General features: G+C 70.4%; 27 protein-coding genes and 1 pseudogene. 8 read left to right on the top strand and 20 right to left on the bottom strand.

All coding sequences use genetic code 11. The features are described 5' to 3' along the window. Positions 1 to 2 precede the first annotated feature (2 nt). Positions 3 to 1,367 (bottom strand): glutamine synthetase family protein, encoded by a 1,365-nt coding sequence (locus tag C8E87_RS40435; RefSeq protein ID WP_239080667.1) that lies wholly within the window; start codon positions 1,365 to 1,367, stop codon positions 3 to 5. On the opposite strand from C8E87_RS40435, the gene C8E87_RS40430 reads away from it, so the two are divergent. From C8E87_RS40430 to C8E87_RS40405, 6 genes and pseudogenes are all read left to right on the top strand, one after another. Continuing rightward, on the top strand, positions 1,366 to 1,872 hold the full coding sequence (locus tag C8E87_RS40430) for a MarR family winged helix-turn-helix transcriptional regulator (RefSeq protein WP_133878618.1): 507 nt from the start codon (positions 1,366 to 1,368) through the stop codon (positions 1,870 to 1,872). The two genes, C8E87_RS40435 and C8E87_RS40430, sit on opposite strands and share 2 nt — an antisense overlap. 80 nt (positions 1,873 to 1,952) lie before the next feature. Continuing rightward, positions 1,953 to 2,192, top strand: a complete 240-nt coding sequence (locus C8E87_RS40425) for a hypothetical protein (protein WP_133878617.1) — start codon at positions 1,953 to 1,955, stop codon at positions 2,190 to 2,192. A gap of 110 nt (positions 2,193 to 2,302) precedes the next feature. After that, positions 2,303 to 2,647 (top strand): ankyrin repeat domain-containing protein, encoded by a 345-nt coding sequence (locus tag C8E87_RS40420; protein ID WP_133879253.1) that lies wholly within the window; start codon positions 2,303 to 2,305, stop codon positions 2,645 to 2,647. Between the two features lie 400 nt (positions 2,648 to 3,047). Then, a complete protein-coding gene (locus tag C8E87_RS40415) occupies positions 3,048 to 4,685 on the top strand; it encodes a flavin-containing monooxygenase (RefSeq protein WP_133878616.1) in 1,638 nt (545 codons plus the stop codon). Between the two features lie 27 nt (positions 4,686 to 4,712). Then, positions 4,713 to 5,663, top strand: coding sequence for an alpha/beta hydrolase (locus C8E87_RS40410; RefSeq protein ID WP_133878615.1), 951 nt, complete (start codon positions 4,713 to 4,715; stop codon positions 5,661 to 5,663). A gap of 240 nt (positions 5,664 to 5,903) precedes the next feature. After that, positions 5,904 to 7,095 (top strand): annotated as a pseudogene (locus tag C8E87_RS40405) (cysteine desulfurase-like protein). Between the two features lie 4 nt (positions 7,096 to 7,099). Here the strand turns inward: C8E87_RS40405 and C8E87_RS40400 are convergent. Both C8E87_RS40400 and C8E87_RS40395 read right to left on the bottom strand, forming a co-directional pair. Continuing rightward, positions 7,100 to 7,879: a maleylpyruvate isomerase family mycothiol-dependent enzyme gene (locus C8E87_RS40400; RefSeq protein WP_133878614.1), complete on the bottom strand. Its 780-nt coding sequence runs from the start codon at positions 7,877 to 7,879 to the stop codon at positions 7,100 to 7,102. Between the two features lie 345 nt (positions 7,880 to 8,224). Beyond that, complete coding sequence (locus tag C8E87_RS40395) at positions 8,225 to 9,070, bottom strand: helix-turn-helix transcriptional regulator (RefSeq protein ID WP_133878613.1); 846 nt, start codon at positions 9,068 to 9,070, stop codon at positions 8,225 to 8,227. A gap of 88 nt (positions 9,071 to 9,158) precedes the next feature. Here C8E87_RS40395 and C8E87_RS40390 point away from each other — a divergent pair, with 88 nt between their 5' ends. Next, on the top strand, positions 9,159 to 9,920 hold the full coding sequence (locus tag C8E87_RS40390) for an SDR family NAD(P)-dependent oxidoreductase (protein WP_133878612.1): 762 nt from the start codon (positions 9,159 to 9,161) through the stop codon (positions 9,918 to 9,920). A gap of 278 nt (positions 9,921 to 10,198) precedes the next feature. On the opposite strand, the gene C8E87_RS40385 is transcribed toward C8E87_RS40390, so the two are convergent. Beyond that, the gene (locus tag C8E87_RS40385) at positions 10,199 to 10,831 is read right to left on the bottom strand and encodes an FMN-dependent NADH-azoreductase (protein WP_133878611.1); all 633 of its coding nucleotides are present in this window, start codon (positions 10,829 to 10,831) and stop codon (positions 10,199 to 10,201) included. 92 nt (positions 10,832 to 10,923) lie between these two features. On the opposite strand from C8E87_RS40385, the gene C8E87_RS40380 reads away from it, so the two are divergent. Continuing rightward, positions 10,924 to 11,358: a MarR family winged helix-turn-helix transcriptional regulator gene (locus C8E87_RS40380; protein WP_133878610.1), complete on the top strand. Its 435-nt coding sequence runs from the start codon at positions 10,924 to 10,926 to the stop codon at positions 11,356 to 11,358. A gap of 84 nt (positions 11,359 to 11,442) precedes the next feature. Here C8E87_RS40380 and C8E87_RS40375 read toward each other — a convergent pair whose 3' ends face one another. The 16 genes from C8E87_RS40375 to C8E87_RS40305 form a co-directional block, all read right to left on the bottom strand. Then, on the bottom strand, positions 11,443 to 11,910 hold the full coding sequence (locus C8E87_RS40375; protein ID WP_133878609.1) for a flavin reductase family protein: 468 nt from the start codon (positions 11,908 to 11,910) through the stop codon (positions 11,443 to 11,445). Between the two features lie 28 nt (positions 11,911 to 11,938). Further along, positions 11,939 to 12,853 carry an AEC family transporter gene (locus tag C8E87_RS40370; protein ID WP_133878608.1) on the bottom strand — a complete coding sequence of 305 codons (915 nt, stop codon included), beginning with the start codon at positions 12,851 to 12,853 and terminating at the stop codon, positions 11,939 to 11,941. 91 nt (positions 12,854 to 12,944) lie between these two features. Next, positions 12,945 to 13,424 carry a glutathione peroxidase gene (locus C8E87_RS40365; protein ID WP_133878607.1) on the bottom strand — a complete coding sequence of 160 codons (480 nt, stop codon included), beginning with the start codon at positions 13,422 to 13,424 and terminating at the stop codon, positions 12,945 to 12,947. Positions 13,425 to 13,541: 117 nt separating this feature from the next. Further along, positions 13,542 to 13,721, bottom strand: a complete 180-nt coding sequence (locus tag C8E87_RS40360) for a hypothetical protein (protein WP_133878606.1) — start codon at positions 13,719 to 13,721, stop codon at positions 13,542 to 13,544. Between the two features lie 335 nt (positions 13,722 to 14,056). Continuing rightward, a complete protein-coding gene (locus C8E87_RS40355) occupies positions 14,057 to 15,607 on the bottom strand; it encodes a pectate lyase family protein (protein ID WP_133878605.1) in 1,551 nt (516 codons plus the stop codon). Between the two features lie 332 nt (positions 15,608 to 15,939). Continuing rightward, positions 15,940 to 16,071, bottom strand: a complete 132-nt coding sequence (locus tag C8E87_RS46575; RefSeq protein WP_279536959.1) for a hypothetical protein — start codon at positions 16,069 to 16,071, stop codon at positions 15,940 to 15,942. A 209-nt stretch (positions 16,072 to 16,280) separates the two neighbouring features. Next, positions 16,281 to 16,733: a BON domain-containing protein gene (locus tag C8E87_RS40350; protein ID WP_133878604.1), complete on the bottom strand. Its 453-nt coding sequence runs from the start codon at positions 16,731 to 16,733 to the stop codon at positions 16,281 to 16,283. A 13-nt stretch (positions 16,734 to 16,746) separates the two neighbouring features. Next, positions 16,747 to 17,088, bottom strand: a complete 342-nt coding sequence (gene mnhG, locus C8E87_RS40345; RefSeq protein ID WP_133878603.1) for a monovalent cation/H(+) antiporter subunit G — start codon at positions 17,086 to 17,088, stop codon at positions 16,747 to 16,749. Continuing rightward, entirely contained in the window at positions 17,085 to 17,459 is a 375-nt protein-coding gene (locus C8E87_RS40340; protein ID WP_133878602.1) for an MrpF/PhaF family protein, read from the bottom strand. Before C8E87_RS40340 ends, mnhG begins: the two co-directional genes overlap by 4 nt. Continuing rightward, on the bottom strand, positions 17,456 to 17,992 hold the full coding sequence (locus tag C8E87_RS40335) for a Na+/H+ antiporter subunit E (protein ID WP_133878601.1): 537 nt from the start codon (positions 17,990 to 17,992) through the stop codon (positions 17,456 to 17,458). The genes C8E87_RS40340 and C8E87_RS40335 overlap by 4 nt, the downstream gene beginning before the upstream one ends. Continuing rightward, positions 17,989 to 19,491 carry a Na+/H+ antiporter subunit D gene (locus C8E87_RS40330; RefSeq protein WP_133878600.1) on the bottom strand — a complete coding sequence of 501 codons (1,503 nt, stop codon included), beginning with the start codon at positions 19,489 to 19,491 and terminating at the stop codon, positions 17,989 to 17,991. The genes C8E87_RS40335 and C8E87_RS40330 overlap by 4 nt, the downstream gene beginning before the upstream one ends. Beyond that, entirely contained in the window at positions 19,488 to 19,892 is a 405-nt protein-coding gene (locus tag C8E87_RS40325; protein ID WP_133879252.1) for a Na(+)/H(+) antiporter subunit C, read from the bottom strand. The genes C8E87_RS40330 and C8E87_RS40325 overlap by 4 nt, the downstream gene beginning before the upstream one ends. Continuing rightward, a complete protein-coding gene (locus C8E87_RS40320; RefSeq protein ID WP_133878599.1) occupies positions 19,892 to 22,702 on the bottom strand; it encodes a Na+/H+ antiporter subunit A in 2,811 nt (936 codons plus the stop codon). Before C8E87_RS40320 ends, C8E87_RS40325 begins: the two co-directional genes overlap by 1 nt. Further along, positions 22,702 to 23,346, bottom strand: a complete 645-nt coding sequence (locus C8E87_RS40315) for a response regulator (RefSeq protein ID WP_133878598.1) — start codon at positions 23,344 to 23,346, stop codon at positions 22,702 to 22,704. The genes C8E87_RS40320 and C8E87_RS40315 overlap by 1 nt, the downstream gene beginning before the upstream one ends. Further along, a complete protein-coding gene (locus tag C8E87_RS40310) occupies positions 23,343 to 24,278 on the bottom strand; it encodes a sensor histidine kinase (protein ID WP_133878597.1) in 936 nt (311 codons plus the stop codon). The genes C8E87_RS40315 and C8E87_RS40310 overlap by 4 nt, the downstream gene beginning before the upstream one ends. Before the next feature lie 102 nt (positions 24,279 to 24,380). Continuing rightward, positions 24,381 to 25,358 carry an AraC family transcriptional regulator gene (locus C8E87_RS40305; RefSeq protein ID WP_133878596.1) on the bottom strand — a complete coding sequence of 326 codons (978 nt, stop codon included), beginning with the start codon at positions 25,356 to 25,358 and terminating at the stop codon, positions 24,381 to 24,383. Positions 25,359 to 25,419 lie beyond the last annotated feature (61 nt).

Genomic DNA, 25,419 nt, shown 5'->3' with positions numbered 1-25,419 from the left:
ATTCATGCGTACTCGCGGAACTCCCAGTCGGTCACCGTCCGGGCGAAGCGCTCCAGCTCGTTGCGCTTGTAGGCGACGTACGCGGCGACGAACCGCGGCCCCAGCACGTCGGCCAGCTCGGCGTCGGCCTCCAGGGCGGACAGCGCGGACGCGAGGCCGGAGGGCAGCCGGGGCGCCCGCGCGGCGTCGTAGCCGTAACCCTCCAGCGGGGGCGGCGGCTCCAGCCCGTCCCGCATGCCCAGATGCGCGGCGGCCAGCACGGCGGCAATTCCCACGTACGGGTTCACGGAGGCGTCCCCGAGCCGCACCTCGAGCCGCGTCGCCCCGCCCCGCTCGGGCGGCACCCGGATCAGGGCGCTGCGGTTGTCCAGCCCCCAGTCGGCCAGCCACGGCGCCATCGTGCCGGGTCCGAGACGCTTGTACGAGGTGACGGTCGGGTTCAGCAGCGCGGCGAGCGCGGGCGCGTGGGCCAGGATCCCGGCCACCGCCGACCGGGCGGCCCGGGACAGCCCGTCCTGCCCGGTCGGATCGTCGAACAGCGCGCCACCGTCCGGCGCGCGGCACGAGAAGTGCACGTGGAAACCGGAGCCGGCGTCGTCGTCGAACGGCTTCGCCATGAACGTGGCCAGCTTGCCCTGCCGGCGGGCCAGCTCCTGGACGGCCGTCCTGAACCGGAACGTGCGGTCGGCGGCGTCGAGCGCGTCCGAGTGCCACAGGTTGATCTCGAACTGTCCCGATCCGAACTCGTGGTTCGCCGCGACCACCTCCAGCCCGTACGCGTCGAGCCGGCGCAACCACGCAAGCTGCGTGTTCTCGGGGTCGCCCACGGAACCGGCGGTGTAGACGCGGCCCGTGCCCTCGCCATAACGCCTCCAGCCGCGCGGCGCCCCGGAGTCCGGCTCCAGCAGGAAGAACTCCAGCTCCGGCCCGACCACCGGGATCACGCCGTCGTAGCGGTCGAGCACCCGGCGCAGAACGGTGCGGGGGCTCTCCTGCGACGGGGTGCCGTCCGGGTCGAACACGTCGGCGATCATGTGCGCGACGCCGGGCTCCCACGGGATGTCCCGTACGGTGCCGACATCGGGAACGGCGAGCACATCCGGCAGACCGGCCGACAGTCCACCCTCGATGTCGATGACGTCCCCCCGCGGGGAGGTGGCGAAGACCGAGCGGCAGAACGCCACACCATCGGCGGCCGTGCGTGCGAACCGGCGTACGAGAAGGTCCCGGCCCCGCTCGGCGCCCAGGAGGTCGCTGTAACCGAGGCGCACCACGTCGATCCCGCGTTCCCGCAGCCTGTCCTGCGCCTGCTGCAGGGCCTTCGCATCGACGACGAGCATGACCCCGGAACGTACCATCGTCGCCATGAAGGACCACCCGAACCTCGCCGAGACCGAGCGCGCCATGCGCCAGTACGTGGAGTCGCTCGGCCTGGACTTCGCGGCGGCCATGGCGGTGTCCAGCATCTACCGTGCCGCCAACGCCGTCCGCGCGTACGCGTCGAACGAGGTGCTGCGGCCGTACGATCTGACGTGGACCGGGTTCGTCGTGATGTGGGTGGTCTGGATCTTCGACGGCATGGAGACGCGGCACGCGGCCGAGGCGGCGGCGATCTCCAAGGCCACGTTGACCGGTGTGGTGAAGACACTCGAGGGCAAGGGCCTGATCCGCAAGCAGGGCCGCGAGGACGACCGCCGCCTCGTCGAGATCCACCTGACCGACGACGGCAAACGGCTCATGGAGGAGCTGTACCCGCGGTTCAACGAGCTCGAGGCCAAGGTGGTGGCCGGGTTGTCGCGCGAGGGCCAGCACGAGATGACCGAGAACCTGCGCGGCATCGTCCAGACCATCGAGCAGATCGAGCGCCGCTGACGCCTATGCCCTCGGGTATAGACCCATTTCCGCCGATCGCCAGATCCGCCGGCCATGGGCCGCCCGGCACACTTTCCGGCATGCGAAACATCTGGATCCGCCGCATCCTCATCGGCCTGTCCTGCCTGCCGGTGGCCGTCGTCACCATCCTGCACAAGATGGGCCTGAGCGGCGACTACGGCGTGCTGGGGGAGTGGTACGTGATGCTCCCGCTGACCGCGCTCGGCGTCCTCGCCCTGATCCTGGTCGAGAAGACCGTGAAGTCCCAGATCCCGTCCGCCCCGCCGGCGCCCCCGGAGGGCCAGGCACCCCACTGTTGAGAGCCGTTGTGAGCAGCGCATCGTTCGGTGGACGGTTTCCGGGGCGGTCCCCCGGGTAGAGTGCAGCCGTGGCCGACCTCGATGAAGAGACGATCGCTTACGCGCATCGCATGTTCGACCTGGCGCGCTCCGGGGGCACCGAGGAACTGCTCGGGAACGTGGTGGCGGGGCTGACGGCCAACCTCACCAACGACAAGGGTGACACGCTGCTGATCCTCGCGGCGTACCACAACCACCCGGACACGGTGGCCGCGCTGCTGGAGCAGGGGGCCGACCCGAACCGGGTCAACGATCGGGGGCAGTCGGCGCTGTCGGCCGCGGTGTTCCGGCAGAACGCGGTGACGGTGCGGACGTTGCTGGCCGCGGGCGCGGACCCGGACGGCGGGACTCCGTCGGCTCGGGCCACCGCGGAGTTCTTCAAGCTGCCCGAGATGGCGGCTCTGCTCAACGGCTGAGCGCCGGAATCCTGCCTGACCCACCACCACGGCCGTAGCGTGCGCTACGGCCCTTTCGTTGCACTCTGCTGTGCAGCGGCAGCCGCCGAAGGCGGGGTTCTGCCCCGGTGCGGTTGGGGCAGCCGACGAGGCGTACGTCTGCGGTTCGGTCTTTTGCCCTGGTCAAGTGATCTTTCGTCGGGGGAAAGAAACACCGCTGAAACATTGACCCGATGCAGAATGCATTCTATGTTGTGTGCTACGTCACTCGGACATCACGGCGGGTGACGGGAAGCTCGAGCGCGTTTCACACCCCTCGGTCGTCACCGCAGCCCCGAACAGATCCCACCGCGCCCCCGACGTGCGGCGACGGAACCTGCCCGGAGCCGATGACCGGCCCCGATTCGCCAGGAGTCCGCACATGTCCCAGACGATCCAGGAGACCGCCACTCAGAGCCGCAACGTTCCGCCGAGCGTGGACGCCGTCATCGTCGGCGCCGGGTTCTCCGGCATGTACCTGCTGCACAAGATGCGCCAACAGGGCCGCACCGCCGTCGTGTTCGAGGCCGGCGCCGGCGTCGGCGGCACGTGGTACTGGAACCGGTACCCGGGCGCCCGCGTCGACGTCGAAAGCCTCGCCTACTCGTACTCCTTCTCCGAAGATCTGGAGCAGGAATACCCGTGGGAGGAGCGCTACCCCACCCAGCCCGAGATCCTCAAGTACGCCAACCACGTCGCCGACCGTTTCGACCTGCGCAAAGACATTGTTTTCCGTACGCGGGTCACGGGCGCGACGTGGGACGACGAGCGGAAGGTGTGGCTCGTGCGCACCGAGCACGAGGACGCCGTCACCGCCCGCTTCCTGGTCATGGCGACCGGCTGCCTGTCCTCGCCGAAGCTGCCCGAGATCCCCGGCATCGAGACGTTCAAGGGCACCTCGTACCAGACCTCGCGCTGGCCCCACGAGCAGGTCGACTTCACCGGCAAGCGGGTCGGCATCATCGGTACGGGATCCTCCGGCGTCCAGTCCATCCCGGTGATCGCCGAGACGGCCGACGAACTGACCGTCTTCCAGCGCACGCCGTCGTACTCGCTGCCCGCCCGCAACCGGCGCCTGCGCGACGACGAGATCGCCGAGATGCGCGCCGGCTACCGGGCGTACCGCCAGGCCCAGCGCGAGTCGGGCGCCGGCGTGCCCGTTGTGGTACCCACCAAATCGGCCCTGGAGGTGTCGGCCGAGGAACGTAACGCGGCCTTCGAGCAGGCCTGGGAGAGCGGCAGCCTGGTCAACCTCCTGTCCACTTTCACCGACTTCGCCACCAGCCAGGAGGCCAACGACACGGCCAAGGCCTGGATCCACGACAAGATCCGCGACATCGTCAAGGACCCGCAGGTCGCCGACGATCTCTGCCCGGACTACCCGGTCGGCACCAAGCGGCCCTGCCTCGACACCAACTACTACGAGACGTACAACCTGCCGCACGTGAACCTGGTCAACCTGCGGCGTACCCCGCTGGTCGAGGTCACCGAGAAGGGCATCCGCACCTCCGAGCAGGAGTACGAGTTCGACGTCATCGTCTACGCGACCGGGTTCGACGCGATGACCGGGGCGCTGACCAACGTCGACATCCGCGGCCGCGACGGGCTCTCGCTCAAGGAGACCTGGAGCGCCGGACCCCGCACGTACCTGGGCATCGGCTCGGCCGGCTTCCCCAACCTGTTCATGATCACGGGGCCGGGCAGCCCGTCGGTGCTGTCCAACATGATCGTGTCGATCGAGCAGCACGTCGACTGGGTCGCCGACGCCATCGAACACCTCGACCGCGAGGGGCTGCGCACGATCGAGCCGACCCCCGGCGCGCAGGAGGCGTGGGTCGACCACGTCAACGAGCTGGCGAGCTACACGCTCTATCCCCGGGCCAACTCCTGGTACATGGGCGCGAACGTGCCCGGCAAGACCCGCGTCTTCATGCCGTACTGCGGCGGCGTGGGGGAGTACCGCAAGAAGTGCGACGACGTGGCCGCCAAGGGCTACGAGGGTTTTTCCCTGGCCGCTTAGCTTTTCCGACCGTCGAAGGAGTCAACCGTGTCCCGTCGTGAACTGATCGATCCGGAAGTGGCCGTCCCGCTCAACCAGTTGCTCGAGGCCATGCCCGGCGGCTTCAACTCGGTGCCCGACATCGTGCAGCGCCGCGCCACCGTGCAGGCGATGCTGTCCGGCATCGAGATCCCCGAGAACCCGAACGTCGTCAAGGAGGACCGGACGGTTCCGGGCCCCGAGGGCGAACCCGACATCACCGTACGCATCTACAAGCCCGTCAACGCCACCGGTTCGCTGCCCGGCATCTACTACATCCACGGCGGCGGCATGATCCTCGGCAGCGTCGACGGCGAGGACCCCAACGCCACCATGATCTGCGACCAGGTCGGCGCGGTCGTCGTCTCGGTCGAGTACCGGCTCTCGCCCGAACACCCGCACCCGGCGCCGGTCGAGGACTGCTACGCCGGCCTGGTGTGGATGGCCAAGAACGCGGCCGAGCTCGGCTTCGACGCCGACCGGCTGGCCATCTACGGCGCGTCGGCGGGCGGCGGCCTGACCCTCGCGACGGCGCTGCTCGCCCGCGACCGGGGCGGCCCGCAGCTGAAGTTCATGATGCCGATCTACCCGATGATCGACGACACCAACACGACGGAGTCGAGCCACGAGATCACCGACATCGGCATCTGGGACCGGGCCGGCAACATCGAGGCGTGGGCGTGGTATTTGGGCGGAAAACCGGCCGACCAGTACGCCGCCCCGACGCGCGCCGAGGACCTGAGCGGGCTGCCGCCGGCATTCATCGACGTCGGCACAGTGGACCTGTTCCGCGACGAGGACCTCGCGTTCGCTCAACGTCTGATGGCCGCGGGGGTTCCGACCGAACTGCACATCCACCCGGGCGCCTATCACGCGGCGGAGACCTTCGCCGCTGAGGCCGCTCTGGCGCAGCGCATCTGGGCCCTGAGACTGGACGCCCTGCGGCGGGCCCTGGCCTGATCCTGGTGTCGCGGTGCCCCGGGGACAACGGCGTCCCCGGGGCACCCATACGTCCGCCGCCCGAGCGGGCCCGCGCTCCGTTCTGACCCATGATGTCCATGATCGCGTGGCCGCCGGCCCAACCCGGCCGGCCCGCCAGAACCCGCAGCCGGGTGGTGCCGCAGTACCGGCCCTGATGTCCCGGGCCCTGGCCGGAGGCGCGGTCGTGCTGGTCCCGGGCGCGGTCGTAGGCTGGCGATCATGAGCCTTGACGTCGCCCGCATCCGGTCCGATTACCCCGCTCTGGCCGAAGGGTTCGTGCACTTCGACGGGGCCGGGGGCACCCAGCCGGCCACGCCGGTGATCGAGGCGATCGGCGCTGCCATGCGGACGGCCGTGTCCAACCGTGGGACCGCGCACGAGCCGGCCCGCCGGTCGGGGGAGATCGTGGCCGCCGCCCGTGCCGCCGTGGCCGACCTGGTCGGCGGCGATCCGGCGGGGGGTGGTGTTCGGGCCCAGCGCCACGGCGCTCACCTACCTGGTGGCGCGGACCCTCGCGCGGGGCTGGGGCCCCGGCGACGAGGTGCTGGTGTCCCGGCTCGACCACGACGCCAACGTACGCCCGTGGGTTCAGGCCGCCGAGTCCGCCGGAGCCACCGTACGGTGGGCCGATGTCGATCTGACGACCGGTGAGTTGCCGGTGGGGCAGTACTCGCAGCTGGTCGGCCCGCGCACCCGGCTCGTCGCGGTGACCGCGGCCAGCAACGCCGTCGGAACGGTGCCCGCCGTCCGCGAGATCGCCGACCTCGCGCACGCGGCCGGCGCGCTGGTTCACGTCGACGGGGTGCACGCCACCGCGCACCGGCCGATCGACGTGGCAGCGCTCGGCGCCGACTTCTACGTCACGAGCGCGTACAAGTGGTCCGGCCCGCACTACGCCGCGGTGATCGCCGACCCGGCCGTCTGGGAGCCGTTGCACCCGGTGAAGCTGATCCCGTCACCGTCGGTGGCGCCCGACCGGTTCGAGTACGGAACGTTGAGCTTCGAACTGCTGGCGGGGGTGACGGCGGCCGTCGACCACCTGGCGAGCCTGTCCCCGTCCGAGGGCAGCCGCCGTGAACGTGTGCTGGCGAGCATGGCGGCGGCCGAGGCGTACGAGACCGCGTTGGCCGCGCGTCTTCTGGCCGGTCTGCGCGCGCTCGACAAGGTGACACTCTGCCCGGCCGGACGCGACCACTGCCCGACGATCTCGTTCCGGGTCGAGGGCGAAACGCCCGCCGAGACCGCCCGGCGCCTCGGTGAGCAGGGCATTTGCGTGTCCCACGGCGACTACTACGCGGTCGAGTACTTCGAGGCGGCCGGGTTGCGGGCAACCGGGGGAGCGGTGCGCGCGAGCCTTTACCACTACAACACCGAGGCCGAGGTCGACCGCCTGCTGCAGGCCCTCGCGTAGGGACTCAATCGGCCACATGCGCGGTGTTGTCGAGCCAATGCCGGGCCAGGGTGGCGTCACCGTCGACCTTGACCTCGGTGAGGGGGAGCCGGCGGGTCATGGTCAGCAGCAGCGTCTGAGCCGGGCCCGTCACGGTCACATCGGCCGGCCGGGCTCCGTGCTGCCAGGTCGCACCCTCCGGGCGCCGTTCGGCTGACCAGGCGTCGCCCGTGTCGGTGGCTCGCCACTGCAGGATCTGACCGGTGCCGCGCAGGGCGTTCGCGGACTCCGAGCGCAGCATCGCCCACGTCGGCGAGGTGAGCATCGCGAGGTGGTTGCCGACCAGCGCGGCAGCCAGGCCGGCGTCGACATCGACCGTACGGTGGACGGCGTTGGCCGCGTCGAAACCGTGCACGATCGTCTCGTTGAGCACGCTCGCCAGCCAGAACTGTCCCCCGGTCCGCTCGTCGCCGGCGGCGTTGAAAATCGGTGCTTCCAGGGCCTCGTCGGTGAACGCGTCCGTCACCCGCCGGGCCGACTCCGACAGCCACGCGGGCCACTCGCCGGGGTCGGCGGGCAGGGGCGCCATCTCGGTGGGAAGCTGCAGGGGGTCGGTGATGCGCCGCCCGACGATCTCGGCCACCCAGTTCTGGGTCTGGCCGAGGTGCTCGACCAACTGGGCGATGTTCCACTCCGGCGTGGTCGGCACGGCCGTGTCAGGCCCGGCAGCGGCGGCCGATTCAGCCAGGCGCCGCGTCTGCTCGACGATCGTTCGCCGGGCCGGTTCTGCTTTCAGTTCGGTCATCGGTCTGCCTTTCACGGGTTCCTCGTACGGAGGTCAGACCCGGCGGCCCGGCGGAACTCATCGGTGACACGGCAGTCGTGCGGCACCCTGCATTGTCGAACGAGAGCCACGCTGCGAGCTCCGGCCGACGCGGCGAGGCGCGCGACGCCGAACCTGGACCCAGCGCGGCCGGTCGAAGGCGTGCGTAGGCCGACTACAATCAGCTGTCTCAAGAACTACGTGCAGTAGCGGAGGAGTCCAGCGGCGCACGTTGCCGTTTCGGCGTGACCGCACACATCGGCAAGAGCCCCCGCGTCGCGCCACCTGCGGACTCGCCTTCGCCCGGAAGAGGCCGGGAGCCAAGGATCACTGGGATGCGGCGTCGGCCTCGACGCCCCAGGCCGCGAGCAGCGGCAGGAGGCCGGCGGTCTCGGAGTCCGGCTGGACCGTGTAGACGACCATGCGCTGGTGCGGGTCGTGCGGTGCGATCAGCAACTCGACCTGGAAGCTCAGCCGACCTGCCCGGGGATGGTCGATCTGTTTACGGGCCGGCACGAAGTCCCGGATCCGGTGGTCGCGCCACCACGCGTCCACCTGCGGGTCCCGGCGCAGCTCGGTGACCAGCGCTTCCAGAGCGCGATCGCCGGGCAGCCGGGAGGTCTCGCGCCGCAGCGCGGCGACTGCCCACTCCGCGAAGTCCACCCAGTTGACGATGCGGGCACGCGCCACCGGGTCCTGCAGCAGAAACCGGGTGAACGACGTTCCCGGCGACAGCGCCCGGCCCAGGACGGCGGTCAACAGCGCGTTGCCGGCCAGCACCTCGCCGCGCCGGCCCAGCAGCAGGACGGGCACATGCTCCAGGGCCGTCATCACCCGCAGCAGGCTCGGATCGGGTCGCTGCTCCGGTGTGCCCCGGCGGCGTACGCCCGGCACCGGGTTCGCCAGGTCCGCAAGGTGGGCGCGTTCGACATCGTCCAGGCACAACGCCCGGGCCAGGGCGTCGAGCACCGAGTCCGAAACGTTGGCTTGGCGGCCCTGTTCCAGACGGCTGTAGTAGTCGGGGCTCACCCCAGCCAGCAACGCCAGCTCCTCCTTGCGCAGACCCGGCACCCGGCGTGCGCCGGGGAACGGCTCGATCCCGGCCTGGGCAGGGGTCAGGCTGTCCCGCCGGGAGCGGAGGAAAGCCCCCAGGGCGGAGCGGTCGTGCGGCATGGGCAAACCCTAACCGCAGCACGGGCACGGCTACCTGGTCATGACATGCCCTGGTTCGGTCCGCTGGGCAGCCCGTAGACCTGATGCCATGACACAGCACCTGACCGGGCGTACCGCCCTCGTGACCGGGGCGACAAGCGGCATCGGGGCCGCCATCGCCCGCACCCTCGGCGCCGCCGGCGCCCACGTCCTCGTCACCGGCCGCGACGCGGGCCGCGGCGCCCTCGTCGTCGATGACATCCGCAAGGCCGGCGGCAGCGCCGGCTTCGAAGCGGTGGACCTGGCCGCCGGCGCCGACGACCTGCGCGCCTTCGCCGGTCGCGCGCTGTCCGCCGCCGGCGGCAACCTGGACATCCTGGTCAACAACGCCGCCGTCTACCCGGTGGGGCCGACCGCCACGATGAACGACGCCGACACCGCCGGCCTCCTCGCCGTCAACGTGCTCGCCCCGCACATCCTGGTCGGGGCCCTCGTGCCGGCGATGGCTGAACGCGGCCACGGCACCGTCGTCACCGTCGGCTCATGGATGGCCTCCGTGGGCACCGCGTACACGGCGCTGTACTCGGCGACCAAGGCTGCGGTCGAGCACCTGACCCGATGCTGGGCGGCGGAGTACGGTCCGCGTGGCGTACGCATCAACACCGTGTCGCCCGGGGTGACCCTCACGCCGGGCAATGAGGCGCACCGCCCTCTTCTGGACCAGATGACGGCCGCCACCCCCGCGGGACGCGTCGCTCAGCCCGAGGACATCGCCCGTGCGGTGGCCTTCCTTGTCGGCGACGACGCCCGGATGATCCACGGCGCCACCCTCGCCGTCGACGGCGGTATCACCGCCACTCGCCCATCCTGATCCGCCGGCAGCCCGCCGTCAGCCCCGACGGCGGGCTGCCGGCGGAGCCCAGCAGCAGGGTGAATGAGTGCGACCTCGTGTTGTGGCTACAGAGCCTGATCGAGTGCCCACATCTTCTGCGACAACTGGCCCGCGGGCTCTCTGCGAACGTCCACATCTGCGACCGGAAGGCCGGGCTCGGAAGCCAAGGAAGGACCCGCGTCAGGGGCGGCGCCGAAACTCGCGAACAAAGCCGGCCGAGTGACCCCCGTACGCGGGTAAGGCCCACAACCCGGGTTTCATGACATGAACTTCTTGGCCATCTCGCGGGCCTGGGTGTGGGCCTGGTGGCGGCCCGCGTCGGCGTCGGCGGTGGCCAGGTTGGGGCGGAAGTGGATGCTGTGGATGTCGTCGACGCCGGCCCAGCGCAGCCAGTCCTCCAGGTACGGGGCTTGGAAGTCGGCGCCGAAGGCCGGGCCGCGGCCGGGTCCGTACACGGCGCTGGTGTAGATGACAGCGGCGCGCTTGCCCCGTAGCAGACCCTGATAACCCTGCACGGGGTCGAAGCCGAAGACCAGGCCGGGCTGGCTGATGACGTCGATGAACTGCTTGAGGATGTACGGGACCCCGGCGTTCCACATGGGCACGCTGAACACGTACCGGTCGGCGGCGTCGAAGCGGCGGAACGTGGCGACGGCGGCGTTCCACGCGTCGGCCGCCGCGCCCTGGGGCTGTTCGCCGGCGAACACGGTCATTTTGGCGGACGCGGCGTCGGGGCCGAACGGCGGCAGGGTGCCGTCCCACAGGTCGTAGGTCTCGATCGGGGTTGACGGGGAGAGGTCACGGAGCGTGTCGAGGAACGTGGTCGCGATCGCGAGGGACTCGGAGCGCGGGCCGCGCGGGGAAGCGGAGAGGTGCAGAACCTTGGTCACTGCCTGGCCTTTCGTTCGTGTGAAGAATGCGTGCGCACGCACATTCGTACTCTGATGCGTGCGCACGCACAAGAACTGGGTAGCATGGAGTGATGGGCGACACCGATACGGCCGCTTGGGCGGCGCTGCTCCGGGTGCACGCGGCGCTGGTGCCACGCATGGACCGCGAACTTCAGCAACAGTGCGGACTACCGCTGACCTGGTACGACGTACTCCTCGAACTCAACTCGGCCCCGGATCGGCGGCTCAGCATGGGGAGGCTGGGCGAGGTGGTGGTGGTCTCCCGCACACGGGTCAGCCGCGTCGTCGATCAGTTGGTGACGGCCGGTCTGGTGCGCCGCGAGACCAATCCCGAGGACAAGCGTTCCGCGTACGCGGTGATCACCGACGACGGGCGCAAGACCCTGCGTGCCGCTGCGCCCGTCTATCTGGCCGCGATCGAGCGTTACTACACGTCCCGCATGACAGCCGCGGAAACACGCACCGTGGCCGCCGCCTTGGAGAAGGTGCTCGCGGCTGAGCTTTGAGGTCGCGGTTGCGCTGACAAGGCGGCGACGCTTGAGCGCCTGCCCGTGGCTGACTGGTGGGGGCGGCGGACCTCGGGGACGTGTTCAGTGCTGGGCTATGAAGTCGCGGTCGTGGTAGACGAGGCGGCCGCCCGGTGGGCCGAGGAACACGTCGTGGATCTCGGCGATGATGACCGTGGAGGTTCCCACCGGCACGAGCCGCAGCGGGGTGCCGCGTAGCGAGGCCAGGGCGGAGGTCAGCACGGGTTCGCCGGCCGGCAGGAACTCCCAGCCCTGGTCGGGGGTGAAGCGGGGGCCGTGCGGGCCGGCGAAGGTGCGGGCCAGCGCGGCCGATGACGGGCCCAGCAGGTTGACCACGAAGCTCGGCGCCTGCAGCAGCGCCTGGGCCGACGGGGAGTCCATGACCGAGAACGACAGCGCGGGCGGGTCCACCGACACCGACGCCACGCTGGAGGCGGTCAGCCCGACCGGGCCGGCCGCTGTGATGATCGCTACGCCGGTGGGGTAGCGGCGGAAGGCGGCCTTGAACCCGGTGGAGACACTGGTGAGCACGCTTGAACGTTAAAACTTCAACCTTGGTTCACGTCAAGGTGTGCAAGATCGCAATTGTCACGAGCGCGGGCATGCAGGCGAGCGTGGACAGGAAGACGGTGTCGCGGGCGAGCACGACGCCACGGTCGAACGCCTGCGCGTACAGGAAAATGTTCTGTGCGGCCGGCAGGGCGGCCAGCACCGTGACGGCGTACGTCTCGGTCGGTGTGAGCCGCAGGGCCGACGCGAGCAGGAAGGCGACGGCGGGCATGACCACGGCCTTGAGGATGACCGCGGCCAGCACAGGTATGCGGTCGGGCCCGGGTTCGAGCAGGCGGCGGCCCGAGAGCGACAGGCCGAACGCGACGAGGACAACCGGCGCGGCGGCGTTGCCCATGGCGGCGACCGGTTCCGTGAACACGTCCGGCAGTCGCACGTCGGTGACAGAAACGACGATCCCGAGGACGACGGCCACGGTGAGTGGGCTGCGCAGTGGCACGGTCAGCGACGTACGCCAGGAGGTGTGCCCCGTCGTGGCGATCTCGAGCAGGGTCACCGTGATCGGCATGAAGACGAGCAGCTGCAGCATGAAGATCGGCACCACGAGCGCGGTGTCGTGCAGCACGTACATCGCGACCGGGATGCCGATGAAGGCCGCGTTGACGTAGCCGGCGCCGAGCGACCCGACGATCCTGGCCCCCAGGTCGCGGCCGCGGGTGGTGAGCGGGTGCAGCGCGAAGCAGATGATCGCGGCGGCGGCCGAGACCAGCAGAGGCTCGGTGAACAGCGCGCCCGGGTCGGCGGCCGCGGCGCTGGTGAACAGCAGGCAGGGGGAGAGGACGGTGTACGCGAGCTTGCCGGCCACCGTCTCGGTCTCGGCGGGCAGCCGGCCCCACCGCCCGGCCACCCATCCGGCCGCCATGATCACGCCGATGACGGCGAAACCGGACAGGGCCGAGATCATCGCCCCGTCACGGGCATGGCGGGCTCGTGGTTGATCTCGGCCGTCAATGTCATGGGCGCGGCCGGCTTGCGGTTGAGCTCGGCCGTCAACGTCACGGGCGCGGGGCGGCGAGCTCGCGGTCGATCGCGGCGCTCAGCTCGGCGTCGTCAGGCGCGATCTGGGTCGGGAAGCGGCCAACGACCTCACCCGTACGGGAAATGAGGAATTTCTCGAAGTTCCAGTTGACGTCCTCGTCGCCGGAGAGCTCGCGGTAGAGAGGGTGACGGTCGGGGCCCAGCACCTTGATCTTCGAGAACATCGGGAACTGGATGGAGTACGTGCTGCGGCAGAACTCGGCGATCTCCTCGTCGGTTCCGGGCTCCTGGCCGGCGAAGTCGTTGGCCGGGAAGCCGAGCACGGCGAAACCCCGCCCGCTCAGCCGCTCGTGCAGCTGTTCGAGACCCTCGTACTGCGGGGTGAAGCCGCACTTCGAGGCCACGTTGACCACCAGCAGCACCTGTCCCACGTAGTCGCCGAGCGTGGCGTCCCCGCCCGTGATCGTCTTCAGCGGGATGTCCTGAATCGCCGTCATCGCAGTGCCGCTCCTGTGGGATCAAGTTCCGGATGCGGCAAACGGTACATCCGGCAGCCCTCAACGGGGCGGCAGGGCTCCCGCCCCGCCGCGTCCTCTGCCGGAGCTGAGCCCCGGTCATTCCCGTGGCGGCGAATCCGGGCCGCTCGGTCCTGGCACGTCGCCCGGCAGTCCCGAGTCGTCCGGATGGTGCTCGGGAACCCGGGCCGGCCTCGGCCGCTCGGCTCTGTCGGGCAGATCGGTCAGATCGATCGGACGCTCGAAGTCGGGCTGGGCGTTCGGTTCACGAACAGACATGTCAGCCTCCTCAGCTCTCAACTCCGGCATACCCACCGGAGACCACGGATACTCGGCGCCACGGCCCGGACCTGCGAACCGCTGACCGAACCGTAGCCACCCCCGCAGAAGATCGCGGAGTTATCCACAATGCCGGGTTGTCCACAGCCCCCGACCCCAAGATCGGCCGAATCCGGGAGAATGGGGGTCAGGGTGGAGGTCCCCCGGTCGGGGTGGGTCCTGTTGGCACGGCCCTGTTGGCACGGCCCTGTTGCGCGGTCTTGTTGGGGTGGGTCCTGTTGGCGTTGAGCTGCGAAGAGGGGCCTCCCGGAGCGAAGCGGGAGGCCCCTCGGCATTCAGCTCGCGTACGTCTCGAACTCGGCCACCCGCGGCGTCGAGCTCGCGCCGGTGATCTCGAAGGTGACCTTCTTGAGCGAGGCCGGCGTGAAGCTGATGACCCCCGCGCCCGAGCCGGTCTTGAGCACCGCGCCGGTGTCGGCGTTGAGCACCCGGTACGAGGTGACCGCGCTCGACACCTCACGGATGTTGATCCGGCCCACCGTCGTGGCCGTGCCCCACTTGATCGAGATGCTGCCCGTGGTGCCGCTCGGCGACCAGTACGTGCTCAGGTTCCCGTCCTTGACGTTGCCGTAGCTTGTCCCGCCCGCCTTGCTCGAACCGTCGGCGCCGCCGCCGAGGCTCAGGTTCGTGCCGCTCGGCTGGCTCGGCGTGGGCGTCGGGGTGGCCGGGCCGGGCGTCGACGGCGTGGTCGGGGCCGGCGTGGTCGGTGACGGGTTCGTGGGGGTGCAGCTGCCGCTCGACGTACGGATGCCGGTGTTGGCGCCCGCGGTCGAGCGCACCACCTCCGGCGTGCATGAGGCGCCGTCGAGCCGGTACGAGTACGGGACGCTCACCGTGGTCGTCGACGCCATGCCCGGACCGGCCGGCTTGTTCTCGCCGCTGGTGCTCGACCAGGTCACGTTGTCGAGGATGTTGCCGGCGGTCTGCCAGTACCCGGCGGCGTCGGTGTAGAACGTGCCGAGGACGTCCTTCGAGTTCTGGAAGTAGTTGTTCTCGACCTTGGCCCGCGCGCCGGCGCGCGAGTTGATGCCCGACTCGTTCAGGCTGTAGTAGTAGTTGTTGTAGATGTGGGCGATGCCGCCCCGCAGCAACGGCGTACGGGAATCGATGTTCTGGTAGTGGTTGTGGTGGAACGTCACGAAGCCGTTGGACGTGTCGCTCTCGCTCGACCCGATCAGCCCGCCGCGGCCCGAGTTCCGCAGGATGCTGTACGACAGGGTCACGTACTGCGTGTTGTCCTTCATGTCGAACAGGCCGTCGTAACCCTCCGACTCGCCCCCTGACGCCTCCAGCGTGACGTGGTCGACCCAGACGTTACGGACAGTGCTCTCCATGCCGATCGCGTCGCCGCCGTTCGAGGTGGGCGAGCCCGACTTCTTGACGTTCCGCACCGTCACGTTCTGAATGATGATGTTGCTGGAGTCCCGGAGGTGAATGCCCAGCTGGTCGAAGACCGCACCGCCGCCCACCCCGATGATCGTGACGTTGCTGATCTCCTTGAGCTCGATCCTGTCGGCGGCCGTGTTGCAGCTGTTGCCGGAGACCTTGGTCGTGTTGCCGTGGTTGATCGTGCCGGAGACCTCGATCGTGATCGGGGTGCTGCTGCTGGCCCGGCTGCACAGCGCTTGGTGGATCTGCGTGCCGGTGGTGGCCCGTACGGTCGCGCCGCCGTTGCCGCCGGTGGTGCCGCCGTTGCTCGAGGCGTAACCGGTCGCGGAGCCCACCGCGGCCGCGCTCGCCTGGGGCAGGGGGAGGGCCGCGACGATCGCAGCGCCTACCGCGCCGGTGGTCAGCGCCACCAGGGCGCGTCTGGCTGAACGTTTCATGGCTGTTCTCGCTCCTCTTCGCATTGCCGGGCGCTGCCACCACGAACCGTTGTCTCGAACCCGCAGCCCTGTTTCAGGCCGCGGATCAGCCACCCACGCCGACCCGGCGATCCGTCTAGGAAAGCGCTTGCCTCAGCGAGAATAGAAACAAGTCAATAGCCAGGGCAAGCGTTTGCAGTGGTTTGCATACATCGGCCGCCTGACCTGGGGAGCGCTCCCATGCCCGTACGCGGGAAACGTCGCCGTTCGTCGTGAGGTCGCCGGCACGCTGCGCCGCGCCCACCGGTGCGCCGTGCTCCTACCGCCGGCCGCATCGTCGGCGTGCGCCGTCGTCAAACCGGGCGCGCCTCACGGCGCACCGCCTGACCCGTCCGGCCGCACTCGAGATCGTCCTCGACGAGCACGAGCACGAGCACGAGCACGAGCACGAGCACGAGCACGAGGACGAGCACGAGCACGAGCACGAGATGAGCACGAGCACGAGGACGAGCACGAGGACGAGCACGAGACGAGCACGAGACGAGCACGAGACGAGCACGAGACGAGCACGAGACGAGCACGAGACGAGCACGAGACGAGCACGAGACGAGCACGAGACGAGCACGAGACGAGCACGACAGGCCGATCGGTCGCCGCGCCGCCACCCAATCGCCGCCCGTCGGAACGCGAGGCGTCAGCGCCTGCGGCGTCGGCAGAGCAGGATGTCGGCCGCCCAGGCCAGCAGGCCCACGCCGAACAGCGCGGCCAGCCACCCCGCCACCTCGATCAGCACGATGACGGCGGTGACCAGGACCATGACGACCCGGGCCGCGACCGCCGCCGGGGAACCTCGGCGCGGCGGGGAGGGGAGCGTGGCCAGGTCGGCGGCGACCGCACCGAACTGGCGGGCCTCGCGCAGCAGGGTCTCGCCGTCGGCTATCAGGAGGCCGTCGCAGACGTCGCGGACCCCGGGCAACTCGCGGACCTGCGCCAGCAGGGTGTCGTAGACCTCCGGGCTGTCCACCCGGCCGGTCAGGATGGCCACGCCGTTCTGCACCTGCACGGCCACCGGCTGGCGGCGGAAACGTTCGTCCGCCGCCAGGGTCTCGGCGATCAGCCGGCCCAGGTCGGCGTCGGATGGTGACATGGCGGAGACCTCCTCACCGTTTGTCGTCGGCGGTGCTCAGTTCGTCGAGGACCAGCAGATCCTTGCGGGCCAGCCCGGCGCGGTACCCCGCTCGCCCGATCATGTGGGCCGCCACCGGGGCCGTGGCCATGCTGAAGACGGCGACCAGCAGCAGCGTCGTGACGTCCACGGCCTCGCGCAGCCGCAGCGCGCAGCCGATCAGCACCAGCAGCAGACCCAGCACCTGCGGCTTGGTGGCGGCGTGCATGCGGGAGAGCAGGTCGGGAAAGCGCATCAGGGCCAGCCCGGCCGACAGGCCCAGCAGGGCGCCGACGACCAGGCAGACGGCCGCGACCAGGTCGAGCACGGCGTTCATCGGAAACCCCCGGGAGCAGAGCCTTCAAAGGCCGAGCCTTCAGAAGCCGAGCCTTCAAAAGCGGAGCCTTCAGAAGCGGAGCCTTCAGAAGCGGAGCCTTCAGAAGCAGAGCCCTCCGTACGCCGGATGGCGAAGCGGGCAACGCTGACAGCGCCCGTGAAGCCCAGGATGGACAGGACCGCCAGCACCGGCAGCACGGTGGCGTCCCGGGAGAACGCGGCCTCCATGGCCAGGGCCATCACGATCAGCGCCAGCAGCACGTCGGTGGCGACGATGCGGTCGAGCACCGACGGGCCGCGCACGACGCGGATCAGGGCGAGCCCGGCCCCGACGGCGAGCAGGGTGGTGACCAGCACGGCGACGACGGTCATGCGGAGATCTCCTCGATGACACGGCGCTCGGCGCGCGAGCCGAACGCCTCGATGATCCGGCCTTCCAGGTCGAGCACGCCGTCGCGGAACCGGTCGGCCTCCTCGGGTGACGAGACGCCCAGCACGTGGACGTAGAGGATGCCGCGTCTGCGGTCCACGTCGACGATCAGGCTGCCGGGCACCAGCGACAGCGCCTCGGCGGTCAGCGTCAGGTTCATGTCGGACGGGCAGCGCAGCGACACGGCGATGATCGCGCTGCGCGGCACGTGCCCGACGCGGAACGCCAGCAGAGCGACCTGCGCGCTGGCCACCACGAGGTCGCGCAGGAATCGGACGGCGAACTTCAGGAGCCCGTACGGGCGGACCCGGCCGGCGTAGGTGACCGGCGGCAACGGGAACACGATGAGCACGATCACCGCCACGATCAGGCCACCGGTGAAGGTCAGCGGGGTGAACGAGCCCCACAGGAACATCCAGATCACGGTGAGGCCGGCCGCGGCCACGCACCTGTCCCGCCATCGTCCGCCGGTCACGGCGCACCTCCTTCTCCGTAGACCGCTTCGACGTAGCCGGAGCGCTGCATCAGCGTCGACGCGGCCTGGTCGCCCACGTCGAACAGCGGCCCGGCGGCGAACGTCAGGCCCACGCCCAGCGTGACCAGGGCCAGCGTCGGCGCGACCATCAGCGCGGGCAGCCGGACCGACGGCATCGACTTGGGCGGTGTACGCCAGAACGCCAGGTTCCAGACACGAGCCACCGCGTACAGGGTGAGCAGGCTGGTCAGGATGCCGCCGCCGACCAGCATCCAGGCCAGCACGCCGCCGTCGGCCACGCCCGCCTGCACCAGGCCGAGCTTGCCGATGAACCCGGAGAACGGCGGGATGCCGGCCAGGTTGAGGGCGGGCACGAGGAACAGCACGGCCAGCACCGGTGACAGTTTGGCCAGGCCGCCCAGCCTGTCGAGGGCTGTGCTGCCGCCGCGTTGCTCGATCAGCCCGGCCGCCAGGAACAGCGTGGTCTGAATGGTGATGTGGTGGACCACGTAGAAGATCGCGCTGGAGAGCCCGAGCTGCGTGGTCAGGCCCACCCCGAACAGCAGGTAGCCGATGTGGCTGATCAGCGTGAACGACAGCAACCGTTTGATGTCGGACTGCGCGACCGCCCCCAGGATGCCGATCACCATCGTGAGCAGTCCGGTGACGAGCAGGACCACCGCCGCTCGTCCGCCGGGGAACAACAGCGTTTCCGTACGGATGATGGCGTACACACCGACCTTGGTGAGCAGCCCCGCGAACACCGCCGTGACGGGGGCCGGTGCGGTGGGATAGCTGTCCGGCAGCCACGACGACAGCGGGAACACGGCCGCCTTGATGCCGAACGCCAGCAGCAGCATGCCCTGCAGGATCAGCCGCAGGCCGTCGGGCAGCTCGTCCAGCCGCTCGACCAGCTGGGCCAGGTTGAGCGTGCCGGTGGCGGCGTAGATGAGCCCGATCGCCGTCAGGAAGATCACCGACGACAGGAGACTGACCACCACGTACGTGCTTCCGGCGCGGATCCTGTTCTCGGTGCCCCCGATCGTCAGCAGCACGTAGCTGGCCACGAGCAGGATCTCGAACCCGACGTACAGGTTGAACAGGTCGCCGGCCAGGAACGCGTTGGTCACACCGGCCGTGAGCACCAGGTAGGTCGGGTGGTAGACCGACAGCGGCGTCTCCTCGTGCCCGTCGGCCATGCCCTGCCCGATCGAGTAGACGAGCACGCACAGCGTCACCGCCGACGACACCACCAGCATCAGCGCGGCCAGCTGGTCGGCGATGAGCACGATGCCCAGCGGCGCCTCCCACCCGCCCACGGCCACGACCAGCGAGCCGTCGGTGGTCGAGAAGTAGAGCAGCGCGCACGAGACGAGCAGCGTGGCGGTGAGCACGGTGAGGCTGACCGTCCGCTGCGCCCGTGGCCGGCGCGCCATCATCAGCGTGAGCGCCGCGCCGAGCAGCGGCATCACGACGGGCAGGGGTACGAGAAACGTCATGGCGTGGCCTCGTGATCGGTGTCGTCGGTTCCCGAACCCTGATCACGTTCGGCGAGTCGCATGATCCGCTGGTCCTCGACGTCGTCCTGCACCTCGTCGTGCCCGCTCATGGCCCAGCTGCGATAGGCCAGGGCCAGCAGGAAGGCGGTCATCCCCAGCGTGATCACGATCGCGGTCAGGATCATGATCTGCGGCAGCGGGTCGGCCATCTGTTCACCGGGGCCGAGCCCCACGATCGGCGGCGTGCCGGCCTCGCCGCCCAGCAGGATCAGCAGGTTCACGCCGTTGCCGAGCAGGATCATCCCCATCAGCACCCGGGTGAGGCTGCGTTCGAGCACCATCGAGACACCCGCCGCGAACAGCACCCCGATCACGACGACGTAGACCAGGTTCGGAGTCATCACACCGGCTCCTTCTGTCGTTCGAGGGCCCGACGTTCCTCGCGGGCCGCGACGTCGTGCTGGCGGTCCAGCTCGGCGCCGAGGCTGCGCAGGATCTCGAGCACCAGCGCGACCACGATCAGATAGACGCCGACGTCGAAGAAGGCCGACGTGGCGAAGTGGAGGTGGCCGAGCACAGGCACGCGCAGGTCGATCAGGGCGCTCTGCAGCACCTGGCCGCCCACGAGCATGGCCGTAGCCCCGGCACCGACCGAGATCAGCAGGCCGGCGCCGAGCACCAGACCCGCGTCGACCGGGGCCGCCGCGTTCAGCTCGCGCCGCCCGCCGGCCAGGTAGCGCGTGGTCAGCGCCAGCCCGGCGACCAGGCCCCCGGCGAACCCGCCGCCGGGCGCGTTGTGCCCCGAGAACAGCAGGTACACCGAGAACAGCACGATCGTGTGGAACAGCAGCCGGGCCACCACCTGCAGGATGATCGACTGGCGGCGGGCCTCGGGGTTGTCGGCGGCCAGCATCCACGACCCGTGCTGCGAGGTGGTCGTGCCCTGCTCGGCGCGCCGGCGTAGCAGCGCCCCGGTCCGGCGGAAGATCAGGCTGGCCACGCCGGTCGCGGCCACCACCAGCACCGAGATCTCACCCATGGTGTCCCAGGCCCGGATGTCGACCAGCGCCACGTTGACGATGTTGTGCCCACCCCCGTACGACACCGCGGGCTCGGCGTAGCCGCCCGAGATCGGCTCGGCGACCCGGCCGCCGGCCGCCACGTAGGCCATGCCCGCGGCTACCACACCGGTCGAGACCGCGATCACCGCCCGCAGCACCCGGGTCACCCGCAGCGGACGCGCCGAGAAGCGCACCGGCAGCCGGCGCAGCACCAGCACGAACATGACGATCGTGACGGTCTCGACCAGGAACTGGGTGAGCGCCAGGTCGGGCGCGCCGTGCAGCACGAACATCACGGCGATGCCGTAGCCGCTGACCCCGACCAGGATCATCGCGGTGAGGCGGCGGCGCGACCGGGCGGCGACCATCGCCGACCCCACCACGACAGCCCCCGCGACCAGTTGCAGCGGGGTGTCCCAGAGCCGCAGCCCGTCGGGCCACGGAGCGCCGCCCAGCAGCAGCGTGCTGCCGCCCACGAACACCAGCACGAGCAGGATGACGCCGAGCGAGAACGGCAGCGACCCGCGCTGGGTGGCGCCGGTGAGCTCGACGGCTGTCCGGTCGACCGCGCTCATCAGCCGCTTGTAGACGTCCTGGGCCTGCGGCAGCCTCTGCTCGGGCCACGGGCGCCCGTGCAGGTGGATCACGAAGATCACCCCGCCGGCGGCCGGCGCCACCGCCGACAGCATCAGCGGCAGCCCGACGCCGTGCCACAGCGCGAGATGCTCCACCGGGCCGTCGAACAGATCCGCGTACGGGGTGAGGACCCCGTCCAGCCACGACGCGCCGATCCCGGCCGCCAGACCGGTGAGCGACAGCAGAGCGGCCGGCGCCACGAACGTCCAGCGCGGCGCCGGGAACTCGACCGGCGCGACCCCCGGCTTACCGGCGAAGGCGCCCCACAGGAACCTCAGCCCGTACGCCACGGTCAACGCGGACCCGGCGACCAGCGCGAGCAGCACCAGCCGGTCGGTCGTGCCGCCGTGCTCGAACGCCGCGAACAGCGACTCCTTGCCGACGAACCCGGCCAGCGGCGGCACCCCGGCCATCGACGCCACGGCCAGCCCGGCGATCGCGGCCAGCACGGGTGACCGGCGGGCCAGCCCGCTGAGGTCCCGCAGGTCCCGGGTGCCGGTCTGGTGGTCGATGATCCCGACGACCAGGAACAGGGCCGCCTTGAACAGGGCATGCGCGAGCAGCAGGGCCGCCCCGGCCAGCGCCGCCGTACGCCCGGCCGCTCCGAACGCGACCGTCAGCAGGCCGAGCTGGCTGACCGTGCCGTACGCGAGCAGCAGTTTCAGGTCGTGCTGGCGCATCGCGGCCCATCCGCCGAGCAACAGCGTCAGCACCCCGGCGGCCATCGCGACCGGCCGCCACGGCTCGGCCTGCGCCAGCAGCGGGCCCAGCAGCCCGAGCAGGAACACGCCGGCCTTCACCATCGACGCCGCGTGCAGGTAGGCCGACGCGGGCGTGGGCGCGGCCATCGCGGCCGGCAGCCAGAAACTGAACGGGAAGATGGCCGACTTGCTCAGCGCCCCGGCCAGGATCAGGATCGCCGCCACCGTGCTGCCCTCGGGCAACGGCCCCGCGGCGATCTCCGACCACCGGTACGTGCCCGCGCCGTGCCCCAGCATCACGAAGCCGACCAGCATCGCCAGCCCGCCCGCGGTCGTCACCACGAGGGCCTGCATCGCCGCGCGCCGACCGGCCGCCCGCTCACCGGTGTGCCCGATCAGCAGGTACGAGAAGACGGTCGTGAGCTCCCAGAAGACGTACAGGAGCACAAGGTCGTCGGACACCACGAGACCGGTCATGGCGGTGGCGAAACCGAGGAAGACGCCCGCGAAACGGCCGACGGACGGGTCGCCCTCGTCGAAGTAGCGGGCGCAGTAGGCCAGGACCACGGCGCCGATCCCGCTGACGATCAGCAGCATCAGCCACGACAGCGTGCCGGTGCGCAGCGCCAGGTCCATGCCCAGGTGCGGCACCCACGGGTAGGTCTCGGTCAGCGGCGGACGGGCGGACAGGGCCCAGCCGAACGTCGCGGCCGGGATCAGGGCCAGCAGATAAAGGGCGCGGTTGCCGAAGGCACGCACGAGCTTGGGCGCCAGCAGCGCGGCCGCCGTGTGCACGATCAGGACAGTGAGCATCACGGCTCGATCAACCCGGCTCGGATGGCGTACCGGGTCAGCTCCTGGCGGTCCTTCAGACCCAGCTTGGTGAGGATGTTCGACCGGTGCCGCTCGACCGTCTTGACGCTGATGTAGAGCATCTCGGCGATCTCGCGCGTCGAGTGACCCTCGGCGACGAGCTTGAGCACCTCCTCCTCGCGCTCGGTGACCACCCGCGCGGGGATCTCGGCGCCGTTGCCGGCCCGCTCCAGATAGTCGCGCACCAGGGCGGTCTCGGCCCCCGGATAGAGGAACGGCTCGTCGCGCATCGCCGCGTGGCAGGCCTCGACCAGGTCGCGGTCGGCAACCGACTTCAGCACGTAGCCCGCGGCGCCGACCCGCAGCGCCTCGAAGAAGAACTGCTCGTTGTCGTACATGGTGAGGATCAGGATGCGCACGTCCGGGTGGCTGCGGGTGAGCTCCCGGGCGGCCTGCAGGCCGGTCATCCGGGGCATGGCGATGTCGAGCACAGCGAGATCGGGCGGGTCGGCGGCGGCCAGGGCCAGGGCCTCGGCCCCGTCGGCTGCCTCACCGATCACTTCGAGATCCGGTTCGCCGTCCAGGATCAGGCGCACGCCCCGGCGTACGAGGGCGTGGTCGTCGGCCAGCAGGATACGGATCATGTGGGCACCCGCAGCTGAACCGAGGTGCCGCCGGTGGTTCCGGACTCGACAGTCAAGCCTGCCCCGATCAGAAGCGCCCGTTCTCGCATGCCGCGAATCCCTGCCCCTTCTGCCGCGCCTCTCAGGCCACGGCCGTCATCCCGTACGCACAACTGCAGTTGGTCTTTTTCGTGGGAGAGCACCAGATCGACGTGCTGGGCCGCCGAGTGGCGCGCGGCGTTGGTCAGGCTCTCCTGAGCGACCCGGTAGACCACCAGCTCGACCTCCTTGCTCAGCACCGGCAGTTCGGCGCCGACCTGACGCCGCACCGACATGCCGGCCGTGGTGAACTCGCCCGCCAGCGCGCGCAGGGCACTGGCCAGCCCCAGCTCGTCGAGCACGCCCGGCCGCAACCGGCGAGCGATCCGGCGGATCTCGTCGAGGCTGTTGCGGATGCTCTCCCGCACCTGTAACAGCTGGTCACGCGTCTGTTCCGGGGCCGCCTGGGTCACCCGTCCGAGGTCGAGCAGCACCGCCGTCAGCGTCTGGCCGATCTCGTCGTGCAGCTCCTGCGCGATCCGGTGCCGCTCGGCCTCCTGAGCCGACAGCGCGCGCCCGGCGCTGGCCGCCCGTTCGCTCTCGAGCCGTTCCAGCATCGAGTTGAACGCGGCGATCAGCGCGGCGATCTCACCGTGACCCCGTACGGCCAGGCGGGTGCCCGGCTTGAGCAGGTCGACGGTGGTCATCACCCGGGACAGCCGGGCCAGCGGCGCCAGGCCGACCCGCAGCATCGCCGCGTTCGCGATCAGGGTGACCGCCGTGCCGGCCAGGACGATCAACGCCTCGGCCATGCGGGCGGTCGCCGAGACGGTCACCGGGGCGAAGAGCAGCACGAGGGCCGCGACGGTCAGCACCGCCGCGTTCAACGAGAAGATCCGCCAGAACAGCGACACGCGGGATCACCCGGCTTTCAAGGAGAAGAACCTGTTCCCCTTGAATCTGCCCGGCCACGGGTGGGTCTGCCATCGGGTCTGACACCCACATCGCGTTCCGGCCTACGTGAGCCGCACCACGCGGGGCAGGGGAGACGGGTGCGGCGCGTGTGCCGGCCGGCGGCGGTACTCCTGCGGGCTGACCCCGCGTTCCCGCTTGAACGCGGTGCTCAGGGCGAACGCGCTGCCGTAACCGACCCGGCGGGCCACCGACTCCAGTGTGGCATCGCCCTGCCGCAGCAGATCGGCCGCCAGGGTGATCCGCCAGCCCGTCAGATAGGCCATCGGGGACTCGCCCACCACCTCGGTGAACCGCCGGGCCAGCGAGGCACGCGACACTCCCGTGCGCGCCGCCAGAGAAGCCACCGTCCACCCGTACGCCGGATCGTCGTGGATCAACCGCAGGGCCGGCCCCACCACGGGATCGGTGCGGGCCCGCTGCCAGGCCGGGGCGTCGTCGCCCGCCGCGGCCAGCCAGGACCGCAGCACCGAGACCAGCACCAGGTCGAGCAGGCGGTCCAGCACCAGATCCTGGGCGGGCTCGGTGCCGGTCATCTCCCGCACGAGCAGGTCGATCAGCGTCCGGTCGCCCGCCTCGGCCGGCCGGATCAGCAGTCCCGGCAACGCGACGAGCAGACGCCTGCTGACCTCGCTGTGCATCTGATACGTCCCGCTGATCATCACGGCCGGCGCGTCGGGCCGGGTGCCCCACGTACGCACACCCTGCCCGGTCAGCGTCACCTCGGAACCGTCGGCCATCTCGCAGCGCTGCCCCGGGTGGATGATCACCTGCGGGGCGGTGCCCGGGTCGTCGGCCACCACGTACGGATCCACGCCGTTGACCACGGCCACATCCCCGGCGCCGACTCGGGCCGGAGGGAAGCCGTCTTTGAGGACGAAGGCGTCGCCGCGCACCATCGTGATCAGCGACAGCGGCGAGCCGTCACGGATCCCCAGCGACCACGGCGGATCCAGGACCGACCGGAGCAGGAACGCGCCCCGGGCCCGGGGCCCGTCGAGCAAACCGGTGAGCGCGTCCATGCCGACAAACTACAGAGCCTTCCGGGCGTACGCGGAAATGACTCAAAGCCGCTGACGCACA

Source organism: Paractinoplanes brasiliensis, assembly GCF_004362215.1.
In the GTDB taxonomy this organism is placed as follows: Bacteria; Actinomycetota; Actinomycetes; order Mycobacteriales; family Micromonosporaceae; genus Actinoplanes; species Actinoplanes brasiliensis.
Note: the sequence above shows the minus strand (reverse complement) of the source record. Positions and strands in the feature narration are given on the sequence as shown.

Bases quoted from the DNA above. Each gene is read 5' to 3' on its own strand.
- C8E87_RS40340 (WP_133878602.1), bottom strand. From the start codon at position 17,459: ATGACCGTCGTCGCCGTGCTGGTCACCACCCTGCTCGCCGTCGGGGCC.
- C8E87_RS40355 (WP_133878605.1), bottom strand. From the start codon at position 15,607: ATGAAACGTTCAGCCAGACGCGCCCTGGTGGCGCTGACCACCGGCGCG.
- C8E87_RS40380 (WP_133878610.1), top strand. From the start codon at position 10,924: ATGGGCGACACCGATACGGCCGCTTGGGCGGCGCTGCTCCGGGTGCAC.
- C8E87_RS40330 (WP_133878600.1), bottom strand. From the start codon at position 19,491: ATGACGTTTCTCGTACCCCTGCCCGTCGTGATGCCGCTGCTCGGCGCG.
- C8E87_RS40425 (WP_133878617.1), top strand. From the start codon at position 1,953: ATGCGAAACATCTGGATCCGCCGCATCCTCATCGGCCTGTCCTGCCTG.
- C8E87_RS40350 (WP_133878604.1), bottom strand. From the start codon at position 16,733: ATGTCACCATCCGACGCCGACCTGGGCCGGCTGATCGCCGAGACCCTG.
- C8E87_RS40400 (WP_133878614.1), bottom strand. From the start codon at position 7,879: ATGACCGAACTGAAAGCAGAACCGGCCCGGCGAACGATCGTCGAGCAG.
- C8E87_RS40365 (WP_133878607.1), bottom strand. From the start codon at position 13,424: ATGACGGCGATTCAGGACATCCCGCTGAAGACGATCACGGGCGGGGAC.
- C8E87_RS40420 (WP_133879253.1), top strand. From the start codon at position 2,303: ATGTTCGACCTGGCGCGCTCCGGGGGCACCGAGGAACTGCTCGGGAAC.
- C8E87_RS40395 (WP_133878613.1), bottom strand. From the start codon at position 9,070: ATGCCGCACGACCGCTCCGCCCTGGGGGCTTTCCTCCGCTCCCGGCGG.
- C8E87_RS40315 (WP_133878598.1), bottom strand. From the start codon at position 23,346: ATGATCCGTATCCTGCTGGCCGACGACCACGCCCTCGTACGCCGGGGC.
- C8E87_RS40305 (WP_133878596.1), bottom strand. From the start codon at position 25,358: ATGGACGCGCTCACCGGTTTGCTCGACGGGCCCCGGGCCCGGGGCGCG.
- C8E87_RS40415 (WP_133878616.1), top strand. From the start codon at position 3,048: ATGTCCCAGACGATCCAGGAGACCGCCACTCAGAGCCGCAACGTTCCG.
- C8E87_RS40360 (WP_133878606.1), bottom strand. From the start codon at position 13,721: ATGTCTGTTCGTGAACCGAACGCCCAGCCCGACTTCGAGCGTCCGATC.
- C8E87_RS40435 (WP_239080667.1), bottom strand. From the start codon at position 1,367: ATGGCGACGATGGTACGTTCCGGGGTCATGCTCGTCGTCGATGCGAAG.
- C8E87_RS40320 (WP_133878599.1), bottom strand. From the start codon at position 22,702: ATGCTCACTGTCCTGATCGTGCACACGGCGGCCGCGCTGCTGGCGCCC.
- mnhG (WP_133878603.1), bottom strand. From the start codon at position 17,088: ATGAACGCCGTGCTCGACCTGGTCGCGGCCGTCTGCCTGGTCGTCGGC.
- C8E87_RS40325 (WP_133879252.1), bottom strand. From the start codon at position 19,892: ATGACTCCGAACCTGGTCTACGTCGTCGTGATCGGGGTGCTGTTCGCG.
- C8E87_RS40430 (WP_133878618.1), top strand. From the start codon at position 1,366: ATGAAGGACCACCCGAACCTCGCCGAGACCGAGCGCGCCATGCGCCAG.
- C8E87_RS40370 (WP_133878608.1), bottom strand. From the start codon at position 12,853: ATGATCTCGGCCCTGTCCGGTTTCGCCGTCATCGGCGTGATCATGGCG.
- C8E87_RS40390 (WP_133878612.1), top strand. From the start codon at position 9,159: ATGACACAGCACCTGACCGGGCGTACCGCCCTCGTGACCGGGGCGACA.